This is a genomic window from Ligilactobacillus sp. 110_WCHN (assembly GCF_030518115.1).
GTDB lineage: Bacteria > Bacillota > Bacilli > Lactobacillales > Lactobacillaceae > Ligilactobacillus > Ligilactobacillus aviarius_C.
The window spans coordinates 166,000-188,330 of record NZ_JAULLI010000001.1; the positions used below are offsets into that span (position 1 = coordinate 166,000).

The following is a 22,331-nucleotide window of genomic DNA, read 5'->3' on the forward strand; positions in this document are numbered from 1 at the left end:
ATCAAAAAAGACTTCAATGGTTGAGTAGTACCAGTACTCTCCCAGAGAAGCCTTTTTGTTTGCTGTTACTCAGTCATCATCTCCTGTGCTTGAGCCATTCTTTGAACAGTTCAGTAACACAATTAACAACAATTGGTGCTACAACAAGTGCGAGTAAGTGAATCATATCTACCCTCCTTTCTTTCAGAGGGATAAATCTATTATAGCCTCCTATCTATATTAACGAAATAGGAAGTTAAATTTCACACTTGATTAACTAACTATTTTGTCTGCAATGTCGCAATCTGCTGTGTTAACACTGCGATCTGTGACTGCATTTGTTGGATCATACTATAATCATCTTCCGGTGCTGGGTGATAATCACTAACAGTAGCTCCTTTCTCTAACTGCGGACACGCCAAATATAAATACCCTGTTCCTACACCTACATGAGACCCTCCACCATTCCAGGATACGTTTGGTTCGAAGCGTAATGTAGCGCTACCATCATTTTGTGGAGGAGTATCATTAGTAAATTTAAAAGGCATACTAATTCTCGTCCATGTATCACTATTGATATTAGATACATCTACTGCTTTACCGTTTGAATCTGTGGCAGTGCAGTAGAAAAAGATATCACCCTGTCTTAGTTTAATCGTTCCATCAATTTTTACGTAACAACTAAATGTATAGGTGTCTGTTGTGTTGTAGAGCCCACGTTGGTAAAGATCATAAACATTATATGCACCAATTGCTTTTGACCATGCGCTATTGGTTTTCCCGATATAACAATTCATTAATGTGCTGCCAGTATTTGAGTTTTTATACATCCATGGTGCACTTTTACCGTTTCGTGAATCAAGAAGTAAATTCCGTGTTCCGATAGGCTGTTGCAACTGAGCAAGAGCTTTGTTTGCTAGCTGAGCCGCGTTATTTGCTGTTGCGGAAATACCATTAGCAGTCGTTAACGCACTATTGGCAGTTGTTACTGCATCATTAGCCGTTTTAATTGCACTTTGTGAATCAGAACTAGCCTGGTCGGCTTTTGAACTTGCTTCATTGGCGGTTGTGATTGCGGTTTGTGCGTCTTTACTAGCTTGTTGAGCCTGCTTAACCGTCGAATCTTTCAGATTGTCAACATATGTTTGGAAATCACTTTCAATCGTTTGCAATTTACTTGCTGCCTGATTTTCAACATACTGCTGAAGTTCATTCTTGAAACTATCCAAGCTCATTGTCGGAATCTGTGTCCCAGTCACTGTCATCGTACTATCTGTGATATTAAACGAACAGAAACCAGTATCAGGAAAGATTAATTCTTCATTTGTTTTAGAATCGGTAACTGCCAATTCAACTTGATATGTTTCAGGAACTAAACCAACTAAATCTTTGGTGTTTAATTGGAAGATATATCCACCGACTGCAACCGTGGCATTAACCGACTTTAAGAACCCCATTTCATTTTTAATTCTAAAAACAGGTGTTGCGTCATCGGCAGTCACACTGAATGGTTGATTATTTTCGAATGCGTTGAAAGGAATAATCGTCCCAGTATCATTAATTTTGAAATTTGGAGACTGATCTAATAAATTTAATTTCTTCATGCTATATCCTTTCTACCTCCCACCCGCCTCTAAATTTTATTGCGCTGGATTATTATTCAAAATTTCTGTTTCCTGTTCTGATGTAATCCAGCCGACATTAACAAATAAGTCTAGATCTGTTTTTTGATAGTATCCTTCACGATAATATTGTTTAATTAAATCGAACATCGTTAAGCCTCCTCAGTAGTTGTACTTGATGTACCTGTTGCTCTTGAGTTATCGATTGAAACTTGAGCTGCCATTTGGGTTTGCATATCCTGAACTTGCTTCTTTAACTGTGCAATTTCCGTTAGTACCGATGAGTCAGTCTTACTTTGCATTTGCATAGTCATCGCAAATTCTTTTGAAAGAGTAGCAATTTGTTGATCCGTTGAAACCCCATTACTACTCAACCCATTATCTTTAAGATATTTTTGAGCCACTTGATTACTTTCATCAAGCGTGGCCGAAACCAAGTTCCCTGAAGCGTCTAATTTCATCGGCGTGTAACACGGCGTGGGTAGTTCTTTTAACTCACTTGCCTTTAATTGATAATTATCGTCCACGGTTACTCTTTCATATCCCAGCATGCTATTTGCTTTATATCGATAAATTTCCATTTAACTCACCTTTCTATTAAGTCCAAGCCGTACCGCCAAGAGAGATTTTCCCACTTAATCCCCAAACTTGATCTAGAACAAGAGTATCTTCGGTAGGATCAATATGAAATTGAACATTACCACCTTGACAAGGAACTATGATAGGACCGCCGTTTGCTCCTTTAAAAAAGCCATTTTCAAATTGAGCAAAAGGTTTACCTACATCATTGCAGTCAAGCCAGAAACACATATGAATATGATATGTTGGCCAGCCTTCTTCTCCAAAACCATTTTCTAAATATCTTGCCGCCCAAAGCCAAGTGGTTTGTCCTTGATTATCAACTGCCGTTTGGTTTAAATAATGCACATCAGGAGAAGCCAGATTCTGAACATGTAAGAAATATTTAATACCAAAACCGCCAAATGTCGTTGTCTGCGGCAAGTCAACATTTCCAGTTGCTTTCAAGTTAGTAGTATCAACCGTATTAGCAATTAACGTGTCGCCTTGAGCATTGTTGCCAAATGTAATTCCGCCATTAAAGTGTTGTCTACCCGTCCAAGTGTTTTCGCCGCTCAGTAATTTATCAACTGCCTTTTGAGTTGCGTCTTCAACATATTGCTGAGCTTTACTGATGTAGTTATTCATCAGTTGTTCTAACTGGTCGGCCGACGTGTTTAAATTGTTAAGCTTGTCAGTTAACGCGTTGATTTCTTGTTCAACTTGATTTTTCCATTTTGTATAGTCGCTATCAAATGGATTGACCCCGTTTTTGAAGTCAGCGGCTAATAATGTCGCATTCTGGGTAACTTGGAAGAAGCAGTAATGCGATGTTGCACGGTTGCCGCTTTCGTCCGTAATTTCAAACTGGAATTTATAAATTCCAGCTTCTTGGAAAAGTCCAAGTGGGAAAGTAAAGTCAATCAAACTTGAATTGGCTTGGTTTTCTGAACCGGTTACGTGGAATCGTTCGCCACTTGGATAAGCTCCGTCAATGCTGATTGTCTTACCATTCAACTGATATGGCACAACATTATTCATAAACATGATTTTTAAGTCTTTGCCACCTTCACCCGTGCTGGCATTAAATACTGTTCGCAAGTCAAAGAAGAACTTTCCTGGCTTATCAACATCAAGAATGATATAAACTAGACGCCCGTTTTTGAATACGGCATTCTGCCCATCTTTAATTTTTTGCTGAACATAACCAGTATCAATTAACGGTGTGATGTCAATTTGATCATCCATTTTTAAATTCCTCCTTTATCTGAATTCGCTTCTTTAACTAAAAAAAACAGGCTAAAAGCTAGCCTGAATTCTTTAAATTACTTGTTTAATTTGGTTTTCAATCCAATTAATGGTGTCGTTTACCCACTTCCAAAATGTATTAATGGCGCTCATATTAAAATTAAGCTCTTTAGGGACGTTTGGTGGAGCACATACGTAATCGAAATCAGTAAAGCGATAACTCTCTACTAGTTTTGGCAACTCAAGGATCAAAATATCCGTATTTTTAACAAATTGATCATATGCATCCCGGTTAACCTCTAAATACTCAGTCGCATCCAGCGTAAATTCAATTGGCTCTAACATCACATTATCGGATTTATTCCATTCTGAAATAAATTTATTGATCACCAAATAATTGCTACGATTGTTTTTCAGAAATGTATTGACGTCTCCATTCCATAAATTAATAACTAAGTTGTTAAACTCCATAACTAACCTCCTTTACACTAAATAATTAAAGCTTCCAGTACATGGATTAAATATTTCTGATACTTCTTGCCCGTGCAGATTAGTTATTTCATCAATGCTAAGTTGACTATTCAAGGTATAATTGATCAAATAATTTGAGCCTGAAAGATTAATTACTAAAGTTCCCTGAATTTTACTCTTCGGGATATAATCTTTCGGAACATTCCAACTACTCTTGCTGGCCACAACGTCTGTAAAGCTACAATTGACATATATTACACCATTATTCAGGGTGAAATTAATCGTTCCGAAATCATTCGATACACTTTCAGTTTGCTGCTTCAAACTATCATTAATTTTATTAATCGCATCCTGATTCTGCTGAATTGCATTCGCAATCGATTGATTAATTCCACCATTGCTGCTAACCCTTGAACTCAGTCCGTTTTTCAATGATTGATAATAGTTCAGGATCGTTTTCGCAGTTGAATTTAATTGTGCTTGCGATTGTTGTGTTTGTGATATTGGATATAACGTGATCTGTGACACTTCAACATCAAGGCTAATATCATCTTCCGGAATGATTAATCGTCTAACTTCACCCAATTGAATGTCATCTTCTCCAGCGTAGAACGAAACCTGAATTGACAAATCTGGATTAGGCTGCAATTGAGATTGAGCATATTGACGCATTGCATCCGCATTATTGAATCGATTATCGCTTACCGGGCTACCTTCATAAACACCATATTTCTTAATACTCTCATCATCTTGAACATAAAACGGCTGGAATGCAGGCTTATTATCGTCCCTATTATCAGAAACGCAATACAATTTGTTCACCAAATTTGTTGCGTCATATGATAGCTGAATCGTGTCGCTATTACCTTTGTATGTTACAACTTTCTGGGTATATTTACGGAACTCATCGGCACTAAAAATCTGTATGCATTTATTATCAGGATAGTAAATTGCATTATCCCAAGTTGAGATGATTTTGCTTAACATATCCTGACCATTTGAATTACCTAAGTTTTCAATTTGTTGGTTATCAAAATTGCCAATCACTTTCCATGTATATCCAAAATTGTTGCCGTTCAGATAAAAACTAAGCACGTCATTTACAGAATAGGTCTTAACCCCCGCATTCGTATTGTGTTGGAATACGCGTTGAACGTCATACCCAATATGTGTGGCCGTCACTTGGTTAGTGTTAATTCCTTGAGAATATTGCGGTTGGCATTGCTTAATTACAAATTCTTGACCTTGCCATAAAACACTGTTTTCAGGCTGTAAAAGTGAATACGGAACACTGCCATCATCAAGCGCGGTAAATTGCAGTTGCCAGTTCTGATTTAAAGTCAGCTGAATTTGAAAACTATCCGGCAGAACAGAGTTTAACGGTTCAGAATAGTCGCTATTTTTAATAACTAATTTATCCATGTTAACCTCCTATGCTAGATATACAAATGGAAAACTAAATACAATATCAAAACTATTAGTTCCACTGATTTCAAATTCATTTTCGCCCTGTTCGAGCTCAATATGGCCGTAATTTGTATTCTTAGAACACGGCTGGCCATTAGAACTCGTTTCTACTCCATTCAGCAGAAATGTAGTATTCCCGTCTGAACTATCGTTATACGCCCAATTTGAACCATTAGTTGTATTCTTGATTGTGATTCCTGATCCACTGAATTTAATTTGAATCAGTAATTCATCATTTTGGAGATATGGATTAATCCGTTTATCGCTTGGATTGTAAACCTTGAAGCTATTCCCCTGATTAAAGTGATATTGCAATGGATAGTCATTAGGGATATTCATTCCATAACTCCAATTCAAGTCATTATCAATGTTATTTAATTTATCCGAATTCAATATGCTGTATGCCATTCCAGTCGGATTATCCAATGGAACTGTAAATACTGCTCCTAGTTGGCCAACCTTAGCAACACTGATTTGAAATGGCATTGCGCGGCAGTTATACACCTTGTTAGGCGCTGTATTACACCGCACACGAATGTTTTCTTTCGTTAAGAACACTCGGTAAATATCATGCTTTGCTAAATCTAGATCTCGCCAGTTATTAAAGGTTACTAAGAACTTTAGATTAACAGTGCTTTTAGCATATTGGCTCGTTTCAAAAATAGAACCATCAACGCCATTAGTTGTTTGATACGTATTAGTGATTTGTGGCTCAGATGTTAATTCCAGGAATTGTAAATTTGGTGTAATCGTACTTGCGTCAAATTCTTCCTGATTTCCAATCTTGATTTTTAACCAAAAATCTTCAAGTCCCATTTTCTAACCTCCTTTCGCTTTCGTTTCTTTAACAAAAAAGTAGCCATTAAAGGCTACTCTTTGAATATTAAAATGCTTGATAATCATTTAACGATTGGTTTCTGCTCATTTCTTGATACAGCGTTGTTAAGCCAGTCTTATCTGACTTATTTAACTGGGCTTGATTTACTCCAAGAATGCTTGAAAGTAAGCCAATCATCATATCAAGTTTTCGTTCTAATCCGCTGTTATCATTTCGTGGATTATTAGTTACTACCGTGTTTCGACCAGCATTATGATTTAATTTGTTGACCGTGGCAGTCAGTAAATCTAATGCCCGGCCTTGTTTTTCTTGTGAAAGTGGGATAACAACTTCTGGTTTGTTTTGTTCACCAATCATGGCTAATTGTTGCTTATTGATAAAGCCGCCATTTGCATAACCATGACCCTGGCCTAAGAAATAAAGGCTTGGACCATAACGGTGCTTGGCATAATTTAATGCAGCAAGTAAGTTGTCATAAGCGTTAAAGATATCATCATGTCCAGGAGCTTTATAAGCATTAAATGTACTGCGCTTGGTTTGCATTAACCCCAAAGCTGGCCCTGAACCGTCGCCATCAGGGTCTGCGCCAGGTTGTACAGCATGAGCATTCCCGCCTGATTCAGTCGCGATTTGACGCATAACTTTCGCAATCATATCATCCGACGTCGATAGTCCATTAGCTTCCAAAGCCTTTTTAACTAAATCGCGTAGGTTTTGACCGTCAACAACTTCTGGAATTTTTCCGAATCCGCCCACGGAACTTTCTTCTTGCTTTTTCTTCCAATCTTCAGCCATTTTCTTCAACCATTTCTCCGCTTGCTTAGCAAAAAATGTTGGGGCGTGACTGATCAATGTACTTGCAAACTTAATGCTGGTATTAACGTGTAAATACTTAGTTAATACCTTTTCCATGAATTTAATAGGATGAGAGATAATGTCTTTGATATCGTCGAATAAATCTTTTCCTTTATCAAAAATTTTCTCAAACAAGTTCTTATCCTTTGTCCCATCTTTGAACGCAGGAATACCCATCATCTCGGCCAACATCTTACTGTTTTCACCGTCAAGAACTTGAGTACCTTTTGGAAGATACGTGATCAAGTTACGTTGCTTAGGAAAAGCACCAATTCGCCCATCAGGGGTAGCAAACATTTCACGATAATGTTTGCTACCGCTGTCATTGACCATGGCCATTGTTCCATCGCCAACGATACCACCATTAGCAAAGTGAACCAGCGGAATCTTAAATCCACTCCATTTAGAAGCGCCGAATTTATCCAATACCCAGTTAACCCCGTCTTTAACACCGCCTAACATATCGTTAATTGGTTTGATAACGTTGTTAACCATATCGGCTACATGATTACCAATACTTCGAGCAGCAGACTTAATCCCATCGATAACATTCGTCCAAAGTTTATCCCAACCTTGTTTGATCTTATCTAAGCCACCGCCAGTTAAGTCGTTTAACTTATTGTACAAGTCACTAAATAAACTCTTTGCGGTTGATGCAAGGTCATTACCAACTTTAACAACATCATCTTTGACTTTACCCCACTTGCCAGTCATGATGTCATGCCATGTTCCGGTATAATCTTCCATGGTTCTATACGCCGAGTTCAAAGTTTTCTTTGATACTCCGGTTGCATCCGAAATCTTGCTGATCATCTCATCATGTAACTTGGAATTTTTATCAGTGATCGCTGTTACGCCGTCAGAAACGGTTTGTTTCATCCGTTTCCAACCATCACTCATCTTAGATTTCATTGTGGCACAAGCATTACCAATTGATTTACCAACGTCTGAACCCCACTTCTTAATCTTAGAAGCAGTATTTCCAACCCAATCTTTGACCGAACTGATGATACCGTTAACGAATTTTCTGAACTTGGCATTGTGCTTGTACAATTCAGTCAATGCTGTTCCAATTGCAACAATAGCCGTGATTGCAATACCAAACGGATTGGTTAAGAAGAAAGTACCAATACTTTTAAACATTCCAAGAACATTTTTTCCAATAGGTAATACTTTCTTCAATCCTGATACTAACTTACTTCCAAAGGTCATCGCTAAATCTTTAATTTTACCTGTAAGTGGAGCAATTTTATCTTTCAAAGTTCCGAAAAGTGATTTTAAACCACCTAACTTATCTTTTGCCTTATCTGCATTATCATGTAATTTTAATAATGATCCTGCAACAAGCATTAATGGATTTCTTAATGCCTTAGAAGCTGCGTTCATTGCAATCATCCCAGTGGCCATCACACCAAAAGCTTTTGGATGAGCGGCGGCTGCTTTAGATACTGCAGATATAGCGGGTTCTAAAATTTTTAACGTTTCAGCAAATACTTTCCACGTTGCAACGCTTGCCTGCGACATTACGCTCATAAAGCTCTTAATATCGTTTTTATGTTCAACCAAGGTTGTTGCTGTTTTCTTAACCGCACCTTCAACATCTTGAAGAATTCCTTTAAGTACTTTTACGCCGTTAAAACTAGCACCGCCACCAAATGCATTCATTACATCATTTAATGCATCGGATAAGATTTTACCTAGCTTTCCGACTTCGTTTTTAATCGCTGGATCAGTAACTGCCTTTGATAGACTTCCTAAAATAGGATTTTTCATCTTATAAAAAGGCTGTTCAATCGCACTAATTAACTGAGGCATAGTAGCGTCAATTGTCCGTTTTAATCCAGGAATTGTGCTTGTAAAGTTTTGAGTAGCATTTTGATACTTCTTACCCATATCAATCAAAACTTTATTCATATCTTCGGCAGAGATTTTTCCCGCACTAATCATTTGATTAAGGTCAGCCGTTGTCATTTTAGTATTATGAGTTACAGTTTTTTCATACTCTAACAGCTGTTGTTTCATTTGTGGGAATACGTTAGTGAATGATAAGAAATCTTGTGCGCTAGCCTTACCATTTGCAACCATTTGGGCATACTGTTGAGCAAAGTTTTGGACAGCGTCATCACTAGCACCAAATGCATCCTGTAAAGTTAAAACTGATTTTGACAATTCTAATGTTTTATCCTTATTTTGAGTTACTGCATAGAACTGCTTGGCTAGCCCATCAACCATTTGTGTTGAGTTTTGTGCGCTTACAGCTAACTGATTAATGGTATTGACCATATCTTTACCTTTTTGAGCATTTCCAGTTAATGTAAGCCATGTAGCATTCATCTTTTGCTCATAATCAAGGTATTCATTTCCTTGATGGAGTAAATCGGTAAACTTGGCATGCAATGCACTCAATGCGCTAGATAAACCGTTGGATAGCATATTTGCAGCGAACATTTTCGCTGTAGATAAACTAAGCTTGTTTGTCTTATCTTGTGTCTTATCTAAGTTTTCTCTAACTCTAGTAAGAAAGTTTGGATGTTTTTTAGCAAGCTCATCATTTAACTTCTCACTTTGAGTTTTAGTGTTGGCCATTTCAGTTGCAGTCTTTTGCAATCGAATTAACTGTTCATTGTATGTGCTATTGATCTTGTCCAGTTTACTTTCGGCCTGTGTAACTGCCTGAGACATTTTTTCATAATCAGTCGATGTTTTACCAGCGACTTCTTCAACGTATTTCAATTTTGCGCGTTGAATTTCTAATGTCTGGTTAGCCTCTTTTTGCTTTTGATTAAGCGTATTAAGTTCCTGCTTTTGAGTAGAGTACTGTTTACTTAAATTTGCATAATTCTTTGTTAATTGGGCTGCTACTTCTTTATTTGCCTTTTCTTGATTGCCTTCTGCGCGCAGCCTTTCAACATATGCTTCGCTTAATTTATTGCTTTGCTGATATTCTCTTTGAAGTTTACCTAAGCCTGTTTCATAATAGTTCAAAGATTGTTTGGCTTTATCAATTTGCACCGTTTGCTTTTCATACGTTGCATTCAATCTATCGATTTGGCTTTGGTACTTACTGTATTGCTGTGCCCCCTTTTGAGTTGTTACATCTAGATCCTTTTGCTTCTGTTTTAATGCCTCAATTTTTGTCAATTCAATTTCTTGAACTTCTTTTAGTCCATTAATCTTAGCTTTTAAAGCATCTTGACTTCTACCTGCACTTTGTAAGGCAGTTGATTGAGCTTTCCAAGCGCTAGTTGCTCCTGTGATTGCTGATTGCAATGACTTTAAGCTTTCACTTGTTTTTAAAGTATCAAGTGCGATACTGGTACTCATTTGAGCGGATATTTTTTTACCTGCTGGCATGTTTGACCTCCTTTTGAGTAAAAAAATAAGGGCTAGACAGCCCTTACCGATTTACGTATGTCCCTCGGTTGCAATTTTATTAAATAGCTCCATTGGGTCGTCATACACTTCTTCTTGTTGAACTTGCTCAGCATCCGTTCCTAAAATTTCCATTAACAGGAAATAATCTGATTCTTCAACCTGATCAAGCGTCCAATGAAGATTTTGAATTGCTGATTTCTCAAATACCAAAAACTCATCATACGCATTCTGTGCTTTCAACATTTGTAAACCAGTGTTATTCGTTACTTTTTTGATTCCTGGACATCCTCTTCCGAAACACCCATAAGTTTCATTGCAATCTTATTAGCGATATCAACAACCTTATCTTGTTTAAGGTTATCTTCAACGATTTCAATATCCTTATCTGACAATTTCAAGATTGAGTAGATGTAATCTAAGGCTGTATCAATTGATTTGAAAGAAACATCCATCATTTCTTGATTTAATTCATTAAGACGCGCTAAATCTTTTTCGTTAGCGTTCTTTGGATCAATTACATCCGTTTCTTTAGTTAAATCATCGATTTTCTTGCTTACTTCAGCAAAATGCTTTTGCAATTTGTAAGTCTTACGCATGTTTTTAACTGATTGTTTTACATGAAACACTTTATTTTGAAGTGGTAATTCGTTTAATTTAATTTTCATAACAACAAGACCTTTCGTTATTTTTCAACTCTTTAACGCACAAAAAAAAGACAGGTATCAAACCTGTCTTTTAATGGTCTTATTGTTTAGGAGTTGTACCAGCACTAGGACTTGCACTCGCTCCTGAATTAGTTGCAGTTTCGACTGAAGATGAAGAACCTGAACCAGTAACTGGAACAATCGTTTCACCTGAATGATTTTCAGCCGCTTCCGGTTTGCCTGTATTGGTAATCAATGTTTGATTAGGGAAGATTTGGTCAAACAATGCTTTTTCTGAGAAATCTTCCATTGTTGTCGCTGCTAACATGTAAGGCATTCCGTTTGTCCGACTGCAAGCCAAGCCTTCAAATGAAAATTCATCTGTTGCGACGTTTGTCTTCTTTGAAGTGTTAGTTTGCATGTTCCGCCCTTTAGGTGTTGGGACGGATTTACCCATGATGTAGTAAATATAGTCCTTATAATTTAAGGCAGAAGTTCGAGCAATGATTCCGGCATATGTGTTAACCATTGTATCAACATAACCAGCACCAGTCTTAACACGGCCTAACAACTTGTTTTGAATATCAAAAGGCAAGTTGTTGAACGTCACGTCAAATTGACATGTTGGCAATGACTTGATCATTGATACTTCTTTGTTGTTCCCGTCAACTTCATCGTTGGTCTTTGAAATTTGAACGTTAACTGCGTTAGTACCTAACATGTCATCTGTGATTTCAATACATCCGGTTGTAAAGCCAGTTGTTTCATCTGTTAAGATATTTCCGTTTTGGTCGAATAATCCTAAATAAACTCGATCAATACCAACTGTTGCCATTGGCGATTCACTCCTTTGTGTATGATAATTTTTCTATAAACCACGTCATCGTTAATTGTTTTGTGTCGGGGTCATACAATGCTCCGCCTAAGCTATTAACGGTGTAGTGATTGTCTGTTAACAATTTTAGTAATGAGGTTTGAAACTGTTCCATATCGAAACCGTCATCAAACTCTTTTTTGAAAAAGATTTGTAACTCTAATTCGGTTGTTACTGCAAAGAACTCATTATTGCCTTCATCATCAGTATCTATTTGAATTTCCCGCAACAGCATTTGTGTTCGGTCAGTCACTTCTAATTGTGTTTCAGGAATGTTGTACAAATAGATATCGTCAATGTATTTAGTACCTTTTAATAAGGCCTTGGTGTCTTCAATACAGCTCATAAGCTTTTGCTCTTTCTATCAATGATTTTCTTCAGTTCAAGCGCTTCTGCTGTTAGCATTTTTGCTTTGACGTTTGGATTAGTTAAGAAACGATTGTAGAAGCCGACGTGGTTCTTTCCACCACCATGACGATTGGGATAGAATTTAGTACCATCGTTCATAAACCGTGCGATATACCCTTTATTCTCGGTATATCCTAAGGTACTTGTTCCATCTTTTGCACCGTCAATGTTCTTATTAACCGTAACGACACTATCTCGCAAATGTGGATCACTATTCCGATTACTTTGAGGAGTAACCCGTTCAAGTTCCGGCTTGATTGCATCCGCTCCTGCTTTAGTAATTTGTGCTTGTTCTTCTGGCGATAATGTCATCGTCCGAACAACACCCTGATACCATTCGTTTAATGCCTCATCAAGTTCCACTATGACCACTCACTTTCCTTAAGGTAATCATGTCGTAACTCAAATAATTGTCATCAACTGCATTGATATCAACTATTCGATAATCATCATTGCCAATCGTTGCTGTTAACTTGGCATAATCCATTTCATCAAAGCGTTTATCATGCTTAACCGCGATATAAACATCGTGTTCAGCTTCCGTTCCGACTGCGGAAAACTTTTGATTGATAGAAATTTTTACTTTCGCATAATGTTTAGTAAATAACGGACTATTGACCGTTACTGTTTGGCCGATCGCATTTTCTTTTTCAGTTTGCGAATTAAAAGTTACTTTGTAGCGCATTTGGTAGGGCTGGAATCTAGCTTTGATCGTTTGAGTAGTCATCTACGTATCCCTCCAAATGATTAAGAAGTGCCATAACGCCATTAGAAAAACCGTTTGGCAACGTCCTTTCGTAATAAATTTGAGTAGTAACTGTATTAACGCAGCGTTCATAAATTGGATTACCACGTAAATCTTCAGGCTTAGCTTTTGTGCTTAACGCATCACAAATCAATACTTCTGCTTGATTAATGATGTTCCCGATTGTCTTTCGAGTATCAGGTTCATCATCTAAGCACAATTCATCTAATACCTCAGTTATCTTGTCATCGCTTGGCACGTTCTCGCCTCCTTATTAACCGCCTCGCATTGCGATACTGTTGTCATTCATTAGGCGGTAAAGATTATCTATTTTCCTGCGTTTGAACTGGTTGATGATGCAGCAGCACTTACTGATGCGTCAGCCTTGATTGTTGTAACAAGGTCTGGACGTGCAGCAACAACATCTTCACGCAAGAAGATACCTAATTGTTTATACCAAACATCAGAAGTATCTTGGAATTGCCCTGTGATTTCTGATTGTTTGAAGTTAATAACTGCCTTCTTCAATGGTGCAACGATAAGGTTGATGTCGCCTGCTTTAGCAGAAGGGAATAATGTATCAGGAACAACAACTAATTGATGTCCTAATAATTGTTTACCCATGCCTTCTGTTAAGTTTTCGTTGATAAGTGGACGGCCAATCTTATCTGTTAAGGTATCAAGGTAGTTAAATGCTGATTGTGAAACAATGATTGTTGCTTGTTGTGAATCCATTGGTTGAAGGTTAACGTTTAATGCCTTCTTCAAGTCGGCAATGACATCCGTTGAACCTGTTACAGGATTTGCGGGACTTGTTGTCAATGCTTGCATAATCAATGAATCATCTGTGTTGTCACGCAATGTGATTAAGCAACTTGATAATTCTGATTGCCAATCATAGGATGAGTCGCTCATTAATTCTTGTGAGAATACGTAACGACCTGTATATGTTTGTAACTTCCAGTCGATTTCTTTAATAGCTGGTGCGTTATTTGGTGTTGTTTCAACAAATTCGCTGTGTTCTGCCAATGTACCGTCAGCTAAATCGAATAATGGAAGCATCCCTGTTGTCGTCTTAACTGATACTGTCCGTACTAAGCCGCTAAGACGTGGGAATTGGTATTGCTTTTGTTCAGGTGTCAAGATTGTCTTTGGAATGATAACTTGACCGACTGGTAAACCAATTCCTGATACATCACGCCGATCATACTTAGAACCGTTCTTTAAGTAGTCGGCAAATGCACGAACTTCATCTTTTGTACCTGCTGATTCAGGAGTGATGTTCTTCTTATGCATGCTCCGTGTTTCCTCCGTTTTCTTTTCTTTTTTTGGAGAAGGTTTTTTATCTTCACCTTCTTTATCATCAGATTCAGTTTCTTCTGAATCTTCTTTTGGATTAGGCTTTGGTTTTTCTTTAGCTTTCTTAGCTTCTTCTTCCAAAGCAGCCTTTTCATCCTTTAAGTTCTTATTTTCATCTTTGGTTTGCTTAAGTTTTTCTTTCAAAGCCCGAATTTCGTCTTCTTTTTCTTCTAAATCAACGTTTGGCTGATCGTTTACTTTATCTTTTGGCACTTTCAATTCCTCCTTTGCCTTATCAAGCGCACGTTTAACACCTACGCTTGTTTGTAAATATGCAGGAATGGGAGTAATAGATAACTCGCCTACCGATTGAATTTGATTAATCGTGTGAATGATTGTTCCGTCATCGCGTGTTTCCCACTCATCACCATCAGGAGCAATTCTGAAACCGAATGAGCATCCCTGAAGGTTGCCGCTGCGAATGCCTTCGTAAACGTCTTTTGACAAAGTCGTATCCGGCAATGTTGCTTCAAATTGAACCCCTGTATCTGTGACTGTAATATTCAAATTATTAGCATTTGAACGAGCAAGGATATTAGCCGGGTCATGATTGTATAAAAGCATCGTTTGGCTAAAATCAATTCCACGGACTGCATCCGGTTTAATGTATTCAATAAACCCCATATCTTGCGATGGTTGGTCGAATACAATCGCTGTTCCGCTAATCTTCATCGAACCGTCATCTGTTGGCATAGCACGGACGACATTATCAATCGTTCTAATATCTGCGTTCTTATCCATAATCTCACCTCTTTTCAATGCTTTAACTATTAGCTGGCGGGTTGACGGCTGGTGTTGGCATTTTAACCGGCGTCAATCCATATACATGTTCACTAGATAAGATTTGTTGGGCTTGATCAGGCGTGATTGCGCCACTTGTAAGCAATGTACTAACGTCATTGATTGCTTTTTCGTGTGTCCGGTCAAAGATTGATAAGACGTTCACCTTAACATCAACACCTAATTTCTTACTTAATTCCTGTTCAATTGGGCTGATATATGGACTAAGGCTGTTGATGTACAAGTTTTGAAGCATATCAGCACTTGATTGTTGGTCACCTTGACCATTAAGGTAGCTATCAGGAATACCAAAGGCCTTAGCGATCTGTTCTTGTGAGAAATTGTAATTATTCAAGAACTTAGCAACATCGCCATTAATACTTACTTGTTGATAATCAAGTGACTGGTCTAATACAATTGGCGCTCCAGTGTTCTTACCGCCGTTTTGTTTCATGAAATCACGTCTGATCTTGTCTTTAGTTTGCGGTGAAATCTTGCCTTCCGGAATTTTCAGAATATTTTGCGGATAAATTCCATTTGCAATGGTGTTCAATGCCAATTGGTGTGATTGATTTTGCAATTCTAATTCAGTTGCTAAACTCTCAAGCGGTGAACGTCCGGTATATAGATTCCCTTCATATCCAGCAGACAAAAGCTTGAAATGAAGCACTTCACTTGACGGTAGTGTCTTCGGTGGCCGTCCGTCTGAATAGTTGAATGTATATTCAATATCAACGACTGATTTTTCATCAGTGATCAATGTGAGTTGAACCGATTCAGAAGGAACCAATTCCAACTCATCTGCTACATGCGAACCGTTTCGATGAATCGTGCAGTATGCATTTCCGTTAAGCAGCATTGACGCCAAAACAGTTTGGAAGAAACTAAATTTAGTTTGAACTGAGTTGGGCTTTTCAATCACGCCATGTTGCGGATCTTGACAATCAATGTCGCAAGCGGCAATATCACTTGAGATTCGATTAACAACCGTATAAACGTCTGAATTTTGTAGCGCAATATCAGCGCTGATTAACTCATTGGGAATAATATTGTTTCCGTCTGGAATATACGGGATTTCACTTGGAAGATACATATTCCGCTTTTGAAATCCTTTAAAAAAATTAAATGGCATCAGTAATCATCTCCTTTGCGATAAGCCAGCATTAAAGCAACTGCTACTAGCATTACTCCGGTTACGATCAGTCCAAGAATGGTATTAAACATGAAGACCCCAACCGATATAATGACAATGCCTGTTGTTAATAGAATTAACGGTAGACAATCTAATAAAATTGCTAAAACATTTCGCATTCTTTTACCTCCTAGAAACTGAATTCGTTCATAAAGTAATCGTTAATTTCATCGTCATCCATTCCTGAAAATGGATTCTTTTTATCCTTATCAAAATCAATGTTGTCAAAGTGGTATCGTGCGCGTTCAAATGCATCAATGATTGCATCCGCAACGTCAATCTTTTGAGTTGCTCTATCCTTATCGATTTTGACAAAGCCGTTTGCCTGTACTAATACCGCATTAGTGAGCGCAGCTTGCAGAATTTCATCATTTAAGAACTTCACTCGCCCTTCTGCAATCGTTCGCTGAAATTCCTTAGTTGAATCGTTCAAATGTTGAATGTTTTGTTGTAAAGCAAGCAACGGAAAATCATTGTTCTGCTCTAATTTTTTAACGATTGTATCTGAGTTCCAGCGGTCATAAATAAAGCATTTGACCTTCAATTGATGATCAGCAATGAAATTCATCAAGTAGTTGTAAACTTCGTCAATGTTGATAAAACCTTGACTGTTTTTAGTGATTGAACAGAATCCGTCCTTTTCAGCTTTGCGATATGGAATATTGTCCTTTTGTTCCTTTAATTCGATTCGACCTTGCGAACGTGCCAACGGGATGAATGAATGTTCCTGAACATAATATTTACCTTGGCCGTCTTCAACGTACGGGAAAACAAATGCTAGTGACGTATCATCGCTAAAGTTTGACGCGTCATACCCGATATAAACTTCCTTTCCGTCAATATTGATTGGTGACTGGCCAACCACTGCATTTTCAACATCAGATAATTCGAGATAGTTATTAGTCCCACGATTAAGCCAGCAATTAAGGTTTTTGTTTTGCCAACTATATAGCGTACCGTCAGCTTCTTTGCTATCACGTTCCTTTAACATGTTTTCTTTTAAGTGGTCGCCGACTTCCGGTAAAGCAAGAATTGGATTTGATTTGATCCATGTTTCGGGCTTGCTCGTTTCTTCATCAACGTTATCTTGCTCGTAGATGATACATAATGTGTTTTCGAGCTTACGTTCATAATCTTTCTTCATTTCATCGATCATGATTTTTTCAGTCTTCCTGAACGCGCAATTGGCATCCGGATAAGCTGTTGAAATTTGAATCATCTGTGGGCTATCGATTTGAACTTGTCCGCTTGAAAGCTTATCTAAACCATCGCTAATCAGTTTTTGCCGTAAATCGTCCGCAACTTCGTCTGCAACTACAATTCGTGGGTGCAAACTATCAAAACGCTTGGCTTCAAACGATAATTTGAGCGTCTTATTTTGCGTTTTCTTGCTAATAATCTGATCAGTTTGAACATCAATTGTTTTCTGCTCAAATAATTTATCAAACGCCTTATATTCTTTGAGATGATTGCATTGCAATTGAAGATATGAGTATCCTTTAGTTGCTTGTGTGTTGTTTGGAGCGACTAAAATGGCTTCTTGTCCTGTTAGATTATCCATTTCAATTAGATAACTATATAGAATCTGAATTGCACAAATGGCTGTCTTTCCGTTTGTCCGCGCAACACTAAAAATCACCTTATTAAAGCGCTTGGTGTCGTCCTTCTCAGACTTCCACGCATTGATCATCAACAATAGCGATTGTTGCCAGTCCATTAATTCCAACGGGTTCCCTGTACTAATATCAATCATCAACTTGCTAAAATTCAGAATCTTAACTGCTTCATCTAAGTCGTAATAATATTCAAATTCATCGTCTTCGGTAATCCGTCTTAAATCTTGAAGATGACGAAACGCCATTAGCTTAATCGCGTTGCAAGTGATGATTTTTTCGTCTAGAACGTCACGGCAATACTTGGTTGCTGGGTCTTTATACTCTTCAAAAATTTCATTGTACTTACCGCGATGCAACTCAACCGTATATTGCTCAATGACATCATGTTTGGTTAGGTCAATCTTACGCACTAGAATGCACCACCCTTATTCAGTAAGTCACCTAAGCTTGGTTCATCATCGTCATCGGTTTTAATGTTGGCCAACATGCTAGCACGACTGGTTGGCGTCAATCCGAGCTTATCGCTGATTGTCTTAATTTGATTTGTGGCCATATTTAACGTATTGACTGCCGGATTAGCTTTGTAGCCTTGGAAAACTTCATCAATGATTTCCCCGGTAACAGGATCTGTAATTGGCTTGAAGATTGCATCCTGAATTCCGTGTTCAACAATGTCACGATAAGCTTGATAATAAATATCAATCTGCATGGCCAAAACATTGACTAAGTGCATATCTAGTTGTTTAACAAAACCTTGTTCACGCAATTCAGTGACCAATTGCTTGTAAATATAAGCTGCTTTCGTTCCTTTGAAATTCTTGTTCGGCGATTTTTGGAGTTCCTGCATTCCTTTTTGGAATTTATCCAAACGTTCTGTATTCTTCTTGTACTCTGACCGCGCATTTGGATCACGTGTCAGTTTCATATTCCTTCCAGCCATTGTTCACACCTTCCCGTTTTTTGATTCACACCTTAAACTAAAAAAATAAAGTCTAATTTTATGATTCTTACTTTTTGATAGTTAAATAAAGATAGGTTGTTTCAGGCTTTTCTTAAGTTTTTCTTTGTTTTTGCCGGCCGGGGTAAAATTTTAGTATTTAAAAATGGGTTTTTAACGAGCGCGAGTTCCATTGCGCGCTTTCCTTGATTTGACGCGGTGCGGGGGGCTTTTTTCGAGGTGAACAAAAAACACGGCGTTTTCACCGTGCTTAAAATTTTGTGTATTTTTCATTTTACGCAATTTCCGGGATGCTTTTTGACAATATTTGCCATTTTCACACCATGCTTATTGATCATTTGAAAATTCTTGAATGTATATCTTCCATCGTTCTTTGCTTATGTGCTTTAACTTGTTTAAACCGTTTGCGCTATGCAAGATTTGTTCTTCTTTAATTGTTTTTCGATTGTGGCATCGATCACATAAGCTCCATAGGTTAGATGTATCTAATGCTCGTGTCTTATCAACACGCAATGGAATGATATGGTCAACAATCTTTCTATCAGTCACTGCACTGCCACACACTTGGCATGTGTAGCAATCTCTATTGATTACATAGTTGCGTACTCGCTGCCATTGTTTTGATTGGTAGAATGTATTACGTTGTTTATCACGATACATCTTGTTATATCTTTTGTTACGATACTTAACTTGTTCTTGTTCATATTGCTTATGTTTATCGCAATATCTTCTATCTGTTGGTATTAGTTCATTGCATGTTCGATATGCGCATTCATGTACTCGCATGTTAATCACCTAGCTTATTGCTTAATTCATTGTATTTATCATCTAGGAATTTAATAAAGATAATCTTATCTGTTACATCAGCATGCATCCAATTCTTTTGCAATTGTCTTGGGTTATCAATCCAACAACCTGACTGGATGCATTCATCAATTAAATCACTAATCATATCTTCTGACTTATCAATAATGACTGTCATTCTTAAATCTTTCTGATAGATTGTTGCATCCCGTTTTTCGTTTTCATGGATGCATGTTAACAACTCCAATAACTGAATATCATCTTGCTGAATAAACGTGTTATACATTTGATCTAACATTGCTCGTTTGCGTCTACACGCCTTACGAATATCCGATAACAAATTAGTGATTTGCTTTCGTGTATATACCTTAGTGTGATTGACGATATTTGTGATCATTTCAATCTTCTTTGGTGAATTTGGAAATATCTCTTCCAAATGTTCCATGACAAATTCTAATAGCTTAGTCTCATCATCTTTAATCAATGGAATAGCAGTTGGTTCATTCTTTGCCCTGATCTCTTCTAGCGTTGGTACGCCAACCATTAATCTGCCTTTTTTATCGTCTTCACGTTCATACCCTGAATAATACTGATGTTGTACATCTTGCCGTGAATATGTGATTTTCCATTCTAAAACTTTCCGTTCATGTTCATCATTCCATTTTTCAATGAACTCATCTTCAGTCATATCTTTAAGACGCTTCTGGGTGAATTGATAATAAATATCATTTCTGGCATCTTCATCACTGATATGAAGGCGATTAGCTAATTGATGAACATTTGTGATAAAACAACGTGAATTAATGATTTCTTTAGCAATATCTTCGCTTAATCTAACCACTGAATACACTCCTTTGAATATAATTAGTAGTTTGATTATAAGACAAAATAAAAACCGCAATCGGCTTCGGTTCCGTGCGGTTACTATTTCATTTCATTTATTCGATTTTTGATTGTCTTCTGTAAATTTTTTAAATCTTCGAGGGTTGCCAATTTATTAATAAAAGTCCTGGAATATGAACGGTATCTCAGATATTTCATTCGCTCCTTATTGTTATCATCCCATTTTTTATTTGCTTTTTTCCTAGCCTCAGATATTGCCACTTCTATTTCACCAACTTAATAATAATATTCACAATCGTTAATCCAATTAACACGATTAACAACCAATCTAATCTATTTAGTTTCTTCATATCGTTGCGCCTTTATGATACACTGAAATAGGAGTTCAGCTTGATTGCTTTGCTCCTATCGTTTGATTACTTAATCAAACTTATCAGTATGCTGACAATTTGAAGAATGATTTGAATGATGACCAGTTTTTCTTCAAATGTCAGCTTTTTTCGTGGTTTCATAAAAGCTTACCTCCTTCCTACAATTATTATAATACACTTAATTAAGTGTATAGTCAAGGGATTTTTAGAATAAAATCAAAATAACACCGGCTTTTTCGCCGATGTTATCATCAATTCTTTTTTATTTTTATCCAAATAATCAATATAAAAATAATAAACTCAATAACTACTATTGTCGGAATTATCATGCTTTAATTGCTTTCTCTAGTAAGTTCAAACGTTGTTGCAATATTGATTTATAGTCACCCATAATTCTTGATTGTTTAAGCATTAATTTCAAATATTCACTTTCGTAATCTTTTGTTCCTTCAAGTAATTTATATGGCACAGCCTTATCAATAAATCGGTTTACACTCGCTTGCATTTTATTCAAACATTCAAGTTCATCCTTAACTTTTTTGATTACTTCTTTCATTTCGTCATCACTAGCATTAAACATTGGATGCATCCCTTTCTCTTATAATTTCCGTTCCCACGTTAAAAAATTTAATACCTTTTCCCATGTGTCACGGTCAACATCATAGGTGTTTTTTCGTGTAATTAACTGATATTTTCCATTTCCTTTATATTGATTAATTCCTTCATCTTCCCGAATTGCAACAGGTTTGCCGTTGATATCAAAAAAACTAATGTATCTTGGCGTATTCGAGAAAATCACCCGAACCTCTCTTTTAGTTTTATCTCTCTTACTCACCTATTTTTTCACCTCATTAACTGTCACTGTTGTGTTATCTCCAAAGTAAATATTGTGTTTCATGTGGTTTTGGTCGATATATTGCAATGATCTATTTGAATGTTGAATATCGAACTTGCCTTTCATGTGCATAATTACTTTACCGTCAGCGTTGTACACTGTGATTTCACGTTCCATGCCGTTATTAACATTTGATTTGAAATTAACGGCTGTTCTTATTCCACTTGCTGTTGAAGTGAAATACCAGTGAATTCCACAACCTGCCAAAATCATAACTAACACTGCTACAAAACCATAAATAAAATATTTAATTTTTTTGCTCATTCAAAATCTCTCCCGTCCAGTTTTCTAATTTCCGTAATTCATTGATATATTCATCAATGGTTAACATTCCTAATGATTTAATTTTTTCACGTTTTAACCACGCTAAAGCATATTTCAGACTCGGAAAATAACCTAATGAAATATCTCTTTCTTTACCGTTGTTTC

The 22,331-nt window shown here is 37.1% G+C and carries 27 protein-coding genes; all 27 read right to left on the bottom strand.

The genetic code is table 11. The features are described 5' to 3' along the window. Positions 1-76 precede the first annotated feature (76 nt). Positions 77-166, bottom strand: coding sequence for a type I toxin-antitoxin system Fst family toxin (locus Q3C15_RS08675; RefSeq protein ID WP_368045387.1), 90 nt, complete (start codon positions 164-166; stop codon positions 77-79). A 94-nt stretch (positions 167-260) separates the two neighbouring features. After that, positions 261-1,436: a hypothetical protein gene (locus tag Q3C15_RS00825; protein ID WP_302703478.1), complete on the bottom strand. Its 1,176-nt coding sequence runs from the start codon at positions 1,434-1,436 to the stop codon at positions 261-263. A 183-nt stretch (positions 1,437-1,619) separates the two neighbouring features. Then, complete coding sequence (locus Q3C15_RS00830) at positions 1,620-1,751, bottom strand: XkdX family protein (RefSeq protein WP_278838252.1); 132 nt, start codon at positions 1,749-1,751, stop codon at positions 1,620-1,622. A gap of 2 nt (positions 1,752-1,753) precedes the next feature. Continuing rightward, entirely contained in the window at positions 1,754-2,182 is a 429-nt protein-coding gene (locus Q3C15_RS00835) for a hypothetical protein (protein ID WP_302703479.1), read from the bottom strand. Between the two features lie 16 nt (positions 2,183-2,198). Next, positions 2,199-3,407 carry a hypothetical protein gene (locus tag Q3C15_RS00840; protein WP_302703480.1) on the bottom strand — a complete coding sequence of 403 codons (1,209 nt, stop codon included), beginning with the start codon at positions 3,405-3,407 and terminating at the stop codon, positions 2,199-2,201. A gap of 72 nt (positions 3,408-3,479) precedes the next feature. Further along, on the bottom strand, positions 3,480-3,878 hold the full coding sequence (locus Q3C15_RS00845) for a hypothetical protein (protein WP_302703481.1): 399 nt from the start codon (positions 3,876-3,878) through the stop codon (positions 3,480-3,482). 12 nt (positions 3,879-3,890) lie between these two features. Next, positions 3,891-5,300, bottom strand: coding sequence for a phage tail protein (locus Q3C15_RS00850; RefSeq protein WP_302703482.1), 1,410 nt, complete (start codon positions 5,298-5,300; stop codon positions 3,891-3,893). Between the two features lie 9 nt (positions 5,301-5,309). Beyond that, positions 5,310-6,161 (bottom strand): phage tail domain-containing protein, encoded by an 852-nt coding sequence (locus tag Q3C15_RS00855; protein ID WP_302703483.1) that lies wholly within the window; start codon positions 6,159-6,161, stop codon positions 5,310-5,312. Positions 6,162-6,228: 67 nt separating this feature from the next. Next, positions 6,229-10,392: a tape measure protein gene (locus Q3C15_RS00860; RefSeq protein WP_302703484.1), complete on the bottom strand. Its 4,164-nt coding sequence runs from the start codon at positions 10,390-10,392 to the stop codon at positions 6,229-6,231. 51 nt (positions 10,393-10,443) lie between these two features. After that, positions 10,444-10,656: a hypothetical protein gene (locus tag Q3C15_RS00865; protein ID WP_302703485.1), complete on the bottom strand. Its 213-nt coding sequence runs from the start codon at positions 10,654-10,656 to the stop codon at positions 10,444-10,446. Between the two features lie 20 nt (positions 10,657-10,676). Beyond that, positions 10,677-11,078 (bottom strand): phage tail tube assembly chaperone, encoded by a 402-nt coding sequence (locus Q3C15_RS00870; RefSeq protein WP_302703486.1) that lies wholly within the window; start codon positions 11,076-11,078, stop codon positions 10,677-10,679. Positions 11,079-11,157: 79 nt separating this feature from the next. After that, a complete protein-coding gene (locus Q3C15_RS00875) occupies positions 11,158-11,892 on the bottom strand; it encodes a phage tail protein (protein ID WP_302703487.1) in 735 nt (244 codons plus the stop codon). A gap of 7 nt (positions 11,893-11,899) precedes the next feature. Then, on the bottom strand, positions 11,900-12,277 hold the full coding sequence (locus tag Q3C15_RS00880) for a DUF806 family protein (protein ID WP_302703488.1): 378 nt from the start codon (positions 12,275-12,277) through the stop codon (positions 11,900-11,902). Continuing rightward, a complete protein-coding gene (locus tag Q3C15_RS00885) occupies positions 12,274-12,702 on the bottom strand; it encodes an HK97 gp10 family phage protein (RefSeq protein WP_302703489.1) in 429 nt (142 codons plus the stop codon). The genes Q3C15_RS00880 and Q3C15_RS00885 overlap by 4 nt, the downstream gene beginning before the upstream one ends. Then, entirely contained in the window at positions 12,692-13,066 is a 375-nt protein-coding gene (locus Q3C15_RS00890) for a head-tail adaptor protein (protein WP_302703490.1), read from the bottom strand. Before Q3C15_RS00890 ends, Q3C15_RS00885 begins: the two co-directional genes overlap by 11 nt. Continuing rightward, positions 13,041-13,343: a hypothetical protein gene (locus Q3C15_RS00895; RefSeq protein WP_302703491.1), complete on the bottom strand. Its 303-nt coding sequence runs from the start codon at positions 13,341-13,343 to the stop codon at positions 13,041-13,043. The genes Q3C15_RS00890 and Q3C15_RS00895 overlap by 26 nt, the downstream gene beginning before the upstream one ends. A 68-nt stretch (positions 13,344-13,411) precedes the next feature. Then, complete coding sequence (locus tag Q3C15_RS00900) at positions 13,412-15,184, bottom strand: phage major capsid protein (protein ID WP_302703492.1); 1,773 nt, start codon at positions 15,182-15,184, stop codon at positions 13,412-13,414. A gap of 22 nt (positions 15,185-15,206) precedes the next feature. After that, the gene (locus tag Q3C15_RS00905; protein ID WP_302703493.1) at positions 15,207-16,355 is read right to left on the bottom strand and encodes a phage portal protein; all 1,149 of its coding nucleotides are present in this window, start codon (positions 16,353-16,355) and stop codon (positions 15,207-15,209) included. Next, positions 16,355-16,534, bottom strand: coding sequence for a hypothetical protein (locus Q3C15_RS00910; protein ID WP_302703494.1), 180 nt, complete (start codon positions 16,532-16,534; stop codon positions 16,355-16,357). Before Q3C15_RS00910 ends, Q3C15_RS00905 begins: the two co-directional genes overlap by 1 nt. A gap of 11 nt (positions 16,535-16,545) precedes the next feature. After that, complete coding sequence (locus Q3C15_RS00915; RefSeq protein ID WP_302703495.1) at positions 16,546-18,441, bottom strand: terminase TerL endonuclease subunit; 1,896 nt, start codon at positions 18,439-18,441, stop codon at positions 16,546-16,548. Next, a complete protein-coding gene (locus Q3C15_RS00920; RefSeq protein ID WP_302703496.1) occupies positions 18,441-18,971 on the bottom strand; it encodes a phage terminase small subunit P27 family in 531 nt (176 codons plus the stop codon). The genes Q3C15_RS00915 and Q3C15_RS00920 overlap by 1 nt, the downstream gene beginning before the upstream one ends. A gap of 345 nt (positions 18,972-19,316) precedes the next feature. After that, positions 19,317-19,775, bottom strand: a complete 459-nt coding sequence (locus Q3C15_RS00925) for an HNH endonuclease (protein WP_368045388.1) — start codon at positions 19,773-19,775, stop codon at positions 19,317-19,319. 1 nt (position 19,776) lies between these two features. Then, complete coding sequence (locus Q3C15_RS00930) at positions 19,777-20,634, bottom strand: hypothetical protein (RefSeq protein ID WP_302703497.1); 858 nt, start codon at positions 20,632-20,634, stop codon at positions 19,777-19,779. Between the two features lie 698 nt (positions 20,635-21,332). Then, complete coding sequence (locus Q3C15_RS00940) at positions 21,333-21,587, bottom strand: hypothetical protein (RefSeq protein ID WP_302703499.1); 255 nt, start codon at positions 21,585-21,587, stop codon at positions 21,333-21,335. 18 nt (positions 21,588-21,605) lie between these two features. After that, a complete protein-coding gene (locus Q3C15_RS00945) occupies positions 21,606-21,842 on the bottom strand; it encodes a hypothetical protein (RefSeq protein ID WP_302703500.1) in 237 nt (78 codons plus the stop codon). After that, the gene (locus Q3C15_RS00950) at positions 21,843-22,166 is read right to left on the bottom strand and encodes a hypothetical protein (RefSeq protein ID WP_302703501.1); all 324 of its coding nucleotides are present in this window, start codon (positions 22,164-22,166) and stop codon (positions 21,843-21,845) included. It abuts the gene before it with no gap. Beyond that, positions 22,150-22,331: hypothetical protein (locus Q3C15_RS00955; RefSeq protein WP_302703502.1), on the bottom strand; the 182-nt coding region annotated here is incomplete at its 5' end. The genes Q3C15_RS00955 and Q3C15_RS00950, both read right to left, overlap by 17 nt.

Coding starts and splice junctions, on each gene's coding strand:
- Q3C15_RS08675 (WP_368045387.1), bottom strand. CDS start 166: ATGATTCACTTACTCGCACTTGTTGTAGCACCAATTGTTGTTAATTGT.
- Q3C15_RS00825 (WP_302703478.1), bottom strand. CDS start 1,436: ATGGGGTTCTTAAAGTCGGTTAATGCCACGGTTGCAGTCGGTGGATAT.
- Q3C15_RS00830 (WP_278838252.1), bottom strand. CDS start 1,751: ATGTTCGATTTAATTAAACAATATTATCGTGAAGGATACTATCAAAAA.
- Q3C15_RS00835 (WP_302703479.1), bottom strand. CDS start 2,182: ATGGAAATTTATCGATATAAAGCAAATAGCATGCTGGGATATGAAAGA.
- Q3C15_RS00840 (WP_302703480.1), bottom strand. CDS start 3,407: ATGGATGATCAAATTGACATCACACCGTTAATTGATACTGGTTATGTT.
- Q3C15_RS00845 (WP_302703481.1), bottom strand. CDS start 3,878: ATGGAGTTTAACAACTTAGTTATTAATTTATGGAATGGAGACGTCAAT.
- Q3C15_RS00850 (WP_302703482.1), bottom strand. CDS start 5,300: ATGGATAAATTAGTTATTAAAAATAGCGACTATTCTGAACCGTTAAAC.
- Q3C15_RS00855 (WP_302703483.1), bottom strand. CDS start 6,161: ATGGGACTTGAAGATTTTTGGTTAAAAATCAAGATTGGAAATCAGGAA.
- Q3C15_RS00860 (WP_302703484.1), bottom strand. CDS start 10,392: ATGCCAGCAGGTAAAAAAATATCCGCTCAAATGAGTACCAGTATCGCA.
- Q3C15_RS00865 (WP_302703485.1), bottom strand. CDS start 10,656: ATGTTGAAAGCACAGAATGCGTATGATGAGTTTTTGGTATTTGAGAAA.
- Q3C15_RS00870 (WP_302703486.1), bottom strand. CDS start 11,078: ATGAAAATTAAATTAAACGAATTACCACTTCAAAATAAAGTGTTTCAT.
- Q3C15_RS00875 (WP_302703487.1), bottom strand. CDS start 11,892: ATGGCAACAGTTGGTATTGATCGAGTTTATTTAGGATTATTCGACCAA.
- Q3C15_RS00880 (WP_302703488.1), bottom strand. CDS start 12,277: ATGAGCTGTATTGAAGACACCAAGGCCTTATTAAAAGGTACTAAATAC.
- Q3C15_RS00890 (WP_302703490.1), bottom strand. CDS start 13,066: ATGACTACTCAAACGATCAAAGCTAGATTCCAGCCCTACCAAATGCGC.
- Q3C15_RS00900 (WP_302703492.1), bottom strand. CDS start 15,184: ATGGATAAGAACGCAGATATTAGAACGATTGATAATGTCGTCCGTGCT.
- Q3C15_RS00905 (WP_302703493.1), bottom strand. CDS start 16,355: ATGCCATTTAATTTTTTTAAAGGATTTCAAAAGCGGAATATGTATCTT.
- Q3C15_RS00910 (WP_302703494.1), bottom strand. CDS start 16,534: ATGCGAAATGTTTTAGCAATTTTATTAGATTGTCTACCGTTAATTCTA.
- Q3C15_RS00920 (WP_302703496.1), bottom strand. CDS start 18,971: ATGGCTGGAAGGAATATGAAACTGACACGTGATCCAAATGCGCGGTCA.
- Q3C15_RS00925 (WP_368045388.1), bottom strand. CDS start 19,775: ATGCGAGTACATGAATGCGCATATCGAACATGCAATGAACTAATACCA.
- Q3C15_RS00940 (WP_302703499.1), bottom strand. CDS start 21,587: ATGTTTAATGCTAGTGATGACGAAATGAAAGAAGTAATCAAAAAAGTT.
- Q3C15_RS00950 (WP_302703501.1), bottom strand. CDS start 22,166: ATGAGCAAAAAAATTAAATATTTTATTTATGGTTTTGTAGCAGTGTTA.